Origin of the sequence: Microbacterium sp., assembly GCF_047606685.1 — a bacterium.
Lineage (GTDB): Bacteria > Actinomycetota > Actinomycetes > Actinomycetales > Microbacteriaceae > Microbacterium.
Map to the genome: position 1 here is coordinate 46,177 of NZ_JASGEC010000053.1, position 6,000 is coordinate 52,176.

General features: G+C 73.4%; 5 protein-coding genes. 4 read left to right on the forward strand and 1 reads right to left on the reverse strand.

The window, feature by feature from the left end; genetic code table 11:
* The first annotated feature begins 65 nt into the window (after window positions 1-65).
* Together QM611_RS06235 and QM611_RS06240 are read left to right on the forward strand one after the other, a co-directional pair.
* Window positions 66-1,199 carry an ABC transporter ATP-binding protein gene (locus tag QM611_RS06235; protein ID WP_415079043.1) on the forward strand — a complete coding sequence of 378 codons (1,134 nt, stop codon included), beginning with the start codon at window positions 66-68 and terminating at the stop codon, window positions 1,197-1,199.
* The gene (locus QM611_RS06240; RefSeq protein WP_415079044.1) at window positions 1,196-2,026 is read left to right on the forward strand and encodes an ABC transporter permease; all 831 of its coding nucleotides are present in this window, start codon (window positions 1,196-1,198) and stop codon (window positions 2,024-2,026) included. Before QM611_RS06235 ends, QM611_RS06240 begins: the two co-directional genes overlap by 4 nt.
* A 3-nt stretch (window positions 2,027-2,029) precedes the next feature.
* Here the strand turns inward: QM611_RS06240 and QM611_RS06245 are convergent, their stop codons facing one another.
* Window positions 2,030-2,479 carry a hypothetical protein gene (locus QM611_RS06245; protein ID WP_415079045.1) on the reverse strand — a complete coding sequence of 150 codons (450 nt, stop codon included), beginning with the start codon at window positions 2,477-2,479 and terminating at the stop codon, window positions 2,030-2,032.
* Window positions 2,480-2,659: 180 nt separating this feature from the next.
* Between QM611_RS06245 and cofG the strand changes: the two genes are divergently transcribed.
* Window positions 2,660-5,260, forward strand: a complete 2,601-nt coding sequence (gene cofG / locus QM611_RS06250; protein ID WP_415079046.1) for a 7,8-didemethyl-8-hydroxy-5-deazariboflavin synthase CofG — start codon at window positions 2,660-2,662, stop codon at window positions 5,258-5,260.
* A partial coding sequence (locus QM611_RS06255; protein ID WP_415079047.1) for a flavin-containing monooxygenase occupies window positions 5,257-6,000 on the forward strand: 744 nt, incomplete at its 3' end. The genes cofG and QM611_RS06255, both read left to right, overlap by 4 nt.

The window sequence follows — 6,000 nt, forward strand, 5'->3', positions numbered from 1 at the left end:
CGCCGCCCGCGGCGCCTGAGATCGGCAAAGATGGAAGCACTGCCGCCTACACGAGAGGTCACTGCATGCCCGACGGACAGACGGTGGAGTTCGCCGGCGTCACGAAGCGCTTCGGCCCCGTGGTGGCGGTGTCGGGCCTCTCCGCCCGCGTGGAACCGGGCGTCGTGACGGGCTTTCTCGGCCCGAACGGCGCGGGCAAGACGACGACGCTGCGCATCCTGCTCGGCCTCGTGCGGGCGACCGAGGGCTCCGCGACGATCGGCGGTGAGCCCTACGCGAGGCTGAAGCACCCGCTGCAGACGGTCGGCGCCGTGCTCGAGGCATCCAGCTTCCACCCCGGCCGCACGGCCGCGAACCACCTCAAGGTCTACGCGCAGGCCGCGGGGCTGCCCGCGTCGCGCGTCGACGAGGCCCTCGGCACGGTCGGGCTCGCGGAGGTCGCGGGCCGCAAGGTGGGCGGCTTCTCGCTCGGGATGCGGCAGCGCCTCGGGCTTGCGTACGCGCTGCTGGGCGACCCGGGCGTGCTCGTGCTCGACGAGCCGGCGAACGGCCTCGACCCCGAGGGCATCAAGTGGATGCGGTCGCTGCTGCGCCAGCTCGCCGCCCAGGGCCGCACGGTGCTCGTGTCGTCGCACCTGCTCACCGAAGTGCAGCAGACGGTCGACGCGCTGCTGATCATCTCCCGAGGGCGGCTCGTGTTCCAGGGCAGGCTCGACGAGCTCACAAACCCGTCCGACTTCGCGACCGTCGTCGACTCCCCCGACCGCCCCGCGCTGATCGCCGCGCTGCGGGCCGCCGGGATCGGCTTCGACGTGCTGCGCTCGGGGCTGTCGGTGCGCGGCAGCGATCCCGTGGACATCGGGCGCCTCGCCGCCGGCGCCGGAATCGCACTGTCGAACCTGCAGAAGCGCGGCCCGGGGCTTGAGGAAGTCTTCCTCGACCTTGTGAGCGGCGTGCGTGTGCACGCGAGCGCGGGAGGGGTCGTTGCCGCGCCGGCACCCGAACCAGAGCCCGAACCGGCACCAGAGCCACAACCGGCACCCGAGCCACAACCCGAACCGACACCCGAACCAGAGCCTGAACCGACGCCCGAACCGGATCCTCAAGAAGACGACCTGGAGTGGCCCCCCAGCGACGACCCGTACCTGCAGACCGGAGCCATCCACCTGCCGCCGCACGGCGAGGAGGCGCAGCGATGAGCCTTCTCGCAGCGAGCCGCTCCGAGCTCACGAAACAGTTCACGACCGCGGGATGGTGGATCCTCGCGATCGTGCTCGTCGTGTACGTCGGCAGCTCGGCCGGCGGCCTCGCGGGCTTCTTCTCGGCGCTTGCCACCGGCGCGCTCACCGACGAGGCGCAGACCGGATCGATCGACGACGCGAGCCTCGCGCGGCTCGTCTACAGCCTCGCGGCATCCCTCGGCTACGTGTTCCCGCTGCTGGTCGGAACGCTCGCGGCCACCGCCGAGTTCCGCTACGAGACGCTCACCCCGACCTTCCTGGCGACTCCGCGCCGCGGTGTCGCGCTCACGGCGAAGGCGCTCGTCGGCATCGTGATGGGGCTGCTGTTCGCCGTCGTCGCGGTGGTTTCGGTCGTGCTCCCGGGCGCCGCGCTCATCGCCTCGTTCGGGCTCGACCCCGCGCTGGGGTCGGGCGACACGTGGGCGCTGCTCGGCCGCGCGGTGCTCGCGCTCGTGATCTGGGCGCTCGTCGGCATCGGCCTCGGCACGCTCGTGCGCAACCAGGTCGTGGCGATCGTGGTCGTGCTCGCGTTCACGCAGTTCGTCGAGCCGATCCTGCGCCTCGCGGGCGGGTTCGTCGACGTGCTGTCGGCCGTCACGAACTTCCTGCCCGGCGCCGCGAGCGACGCGCTCGTCGGTATGAGCATCTTCAACTCGATGGGCCAGGGCGGGCCGGCGAGCGCCGACCCGCTCGAGTGGTGGGCCGGCGGCCTCGTGCTCGGCGGCTACACCCTCGTGTTCCTCGTGCTCGGCTACCTGCTCAGCTGGCGCCGCGACGTCACGTGAGCGTCAGTCGCCAGCGGGCTTCGGGGTGCGCCTCGGGATCGTGATCGGGGCGGTCGGCGCGTCGGTGGCGAGCTCGGTGACATCCACCGGCTCTTCCTCGACCTCTTCCAGCTGCAGCGCCTTCATCAGCGCGACCCCGTGACTAGTCGTGATCACGACGCGCTCGAAGTCGGGGTGGCCGTCGAGGTCGATCACGACGGCGCTGCGGTGACGGCGGATGACGGCGAAGTCGCTGCCGCCCGCAGACTTCCACGTGCCCATCGCGACCACGCCCGGGATGCGCGTGCCGGGGCTGGGCACGCCGCGCAGCCACGTCCACGCGTCGTCGGTCAGCTGCACCTTCGCGATCGTCGAGCGCTCGATCAACACATTCCCCTTGTGGAATGCGAGCGAGCGCTCGGTGAGCGACAGCGCGACCTCGAGGCGGGTCGAGTCGAGGAGCAGCGTCACCATGGCATACAGTCTGCCAGCGGCATGCGCCGCAGATGTGGCGTGAATGCTTACAGACCGACAACGATCGCGCTTCGCGCGCGTGCAACCGGCAGTCGCGCGTGCGATTCGCGAGCGCGACTGCGGGAAACGACCGCGCGAAGCCTCGACCCGGTGTCGCGGCGGCGGTGCGAGACTGGACGGGTGACCCTGCTGGACCCGACGGCGATCGACGCGCGGTCGCCCGCCGCCGCTCTCGATCGCGCAGCCCGCGGCGGGCGACTGGACGCCGCCGACGCGGAAGCGCTGCTCGGGGCGCGCGGCGGCGACTTCGAGCGGATGCTGGAGCTGGCGGCATCCCTCCGCGACGAGGGTCTGCGGCTCGCCGGCCGGCCCGGGGTCATCACCTACTCGCGGAAAGTGTTCGTTCCGTTGACGACGCTGTGCCGCGACCGCTGTCACTACTGCGTGTTCGTCGACACCCCCGGCCAGTTGCTGCGCAAGGGCAAGCCGATGTACATGTCGGCCGAGCACGTGCTCGCCGTCGCGCGGCAGGGCGCCGCGCACGGCTGCAAAGAGGCGCTGCTGACGCTCGGCGACCGGCCAGAGGAGCGCTGGCCCGAGGCCCGGGCGTGGCTCGACGAGCACGGCTACGCGTCGACCCTCGACTACGTCGGCGCGATGGCGCGGCTCATCACGCGCGAGACCGGCATGCTCGCGCACCTCAACCCGGGCGTCATGTCGCGGGCCGAGCTGGAGGAGCTGCGGCCCACCGCGCCGTCGATGGGCATGATGCTCGAGACGACGTCGCGGCGGCTGTTCGAGGAGCCGGGGCACGTGCACTACGGGTCGCCGGACAAAGACCCCGACGTGCGGTTGCGGGTGATCGAGGATGCCGGCGCTGCCCGCGTGCCGTTCACCACCGGCATCCTGGTCGGGATCGGCGAGACCCTGCGCGATCGCGCCGAGTCGCTCGTCGCGCTGCGCGACGCGCACGAGCGGCACGGGCACGTGCAGGAGGTGATCGTGCAGAACTTCCGCGCCAAGCCGCAAACGGCGATGCGCGACGCGCCGGACGCCTCGGTGCTCGAGTACGTCGCGGCGGTGGCCGTCGCCCGGCTCGTGCTGGGGCCGCGCATGCGCGTGCAGGTGCCGCCGAACCTGTCGTCTCCCGAGGAGTTCGGGCTGCTCGTGCGCGCCGGCGCCGACGACTGGGGCGGGGTGTCGCCGCTGACCGCCGACCACGTCAACCCCGAGCGTCCGTGGCCGCACCTCGACGAGCTCGCCGCACGCACGGCGGAGCTCGGGTTCGAGCTGGTCGAGCGGCTCACGGCGCACCCGTTGTACGTGCGGGGCGCCCAGGTGTGGCTCGACCCGGCGCTGCGGGCCCCGGTTGCCGCCCTCGCCGACCCCGCGACAGGTCTAGCCCGCCTGCAGAACTCCTTCGACCCACCCCCGGGCGAGGCCATCCGGCCCGCTGAGCCCCCAACCGGCGGTAACGGGAGGAGTTTTGCAGGCGACTCTCTCCGCAGGCTCGCGGAAGCCGCCGCAGCCGACCCACTCGCCCTCGACGACGGCGAGTGGGAGCTGCTGCTGCGCGCCACGCGCGACGACCTCGACGCGCTGACGGCGACCGCCGACGACATCCGCCGGTACACCGTCGGCGAGGCCGTCACCCTCGTCGTCAACCGCAATCTCACCTCGTCGTGGCTCGGCGAGCGCTTCACGCTCGACGAGGTCGGCGAGATCGCGCGGGATGCCGCCGCGCTCGGCGCGACGGAGGTGTGCGTGCAGGGGGTGCTGCCGGCATCCCAGGAGCCCGCCGCGTACCTCGCGATCGTGCGCGCCGTGACGGCGGCGACCCCCGGAATGCACGTGCACGCGTACCGCCCGCAAGACGTGTGGGACCTCGCCGAGCGCGGCCGGCTCGGGCTCGACGGCGCGCTGGCTGCGATGCGCGAGGCCGGTGTCGACACCGTGCCGGGCACGGGCGTCAAGGTGTTGAGCGAGCGCGTGCGCGGGCTCGTCGCGCCCGGAGATCTCGAGATCGACCGCTGGACCGAGGGCATCACGGCCGCTCACCGCGCCGGGTTCCGCTCGACGTCGGTGCTGTTCTACGGGCACGTCGAGACGGCCGCCGAGCGCGTCGCACACCTGCGCGAGCTGCGGCGGCTGCAGGATGCCGCGGCCTCGCCCCCGGTCGTTGAGCGAGGCCCGGAGGGCCGAGACGAAACGCGGTCGCCCTCGCCGCACGGAGGCGCGACGCGTTTCGTCTCCTCGCTCCGCTCGTCGCTCAACGAGCGTTCAGCCGGCGGGTTCAGCGAGTTCGTGCCGATCCCGCTGCCGGGCGCGCAGGGCGGGGTCCCCCTCGTCGCCGGCCGCAGCCCGCTCGACGAGCACCGCGCCATGGTGGCGGTCTCGCGACTGCTGCTGAGCGGCAGCATCCCGCACGTGCAGATCCCCTGGACGCGCGTCGGCCGCGAGGCGGCGGCCGTGCTGCTGCGCTCCGGCGCCGACGACCTCGGCGGCACGCTCCTCGACGGGCGCGTGCGGCCCGGGGCGGGCATCGAGCAGGGGCTCGAGCTGCCGGTCGAGGATGCCGCGCGCATCGCGCGGTCGTTGTTCCGCCCGTTCCGCCTGCGCACCACCGACTACGGCACCCCCGACTCCCCGGCCTCGGCCCCGGCCCGCGAGCCGAACCCGGCCCCTGAGCCTGTCGAAGGGCCGGCGGCACCCCGGTCGTTGAGCGAGGCCGCGCGCAGCGCGGGCGAGACGAAACGCGGCGACCGAGGGCGCGTGCCGTGACCGCACGGGTCGAGGTGCTCATCGTCGGGGCGGGCTTTGCCGGGCTCGCCGCCGCCATGGCGCTGTCGCGCGCCGGGTTCGACGACGTCGCCGTCATCGAGCGCGCGCCGGCCATCGGCGGCACGTGGCGCGACAACACCTACCCCGGCGTCGCGTGCGACGTGCCCTCGCACCTGTACGGCTTCGCCGAGCACCCGAACCCCGACTGGTCGGGGCTGTACGCTCGCGGCGACGAGATCCGCGCTTACCTCGAGCGCGTGGCCGCGGCAGAAGGCATCCGTCCGCTCCTGAACACCCCGATGCTGTCCGCCCGCTGGGACGCCGACCGCTGGCACGTCGCGATCGGCCCCGACGACACGATCGAAGCCAGCGCGCTCGTGCTCGCGTGCGGGCGGCTGACCGAGCCGCGCATCCCCGACGTCACGGGGCTCGAGACCTTCCCCGGACCGCTCTTCCACACCGCGCGGTGGGACCACACTGCCGACCTCGGCGGCCGCGTGGCGCTCGTCGGCACGGGCGCGAGCGCCATCCAGCTGCTGCCCGAGCTGGCCCGCACGGCCGAGCACATCGCGCTGTTCCAGCGCAGTGCCGCGTGGATCGTGCCGCGCGGCGCGCGGGAGTACACGGATGCCGAGCGCACCCGCTTCGCCGAGCGGCCGGCCGAGCTGGCCGCGCTGCGTGCCGAGCTCTACGCGGAGGGCGAGGCCCGCCACGCGTCGCGGTCGGGCGACGCCGCCGCG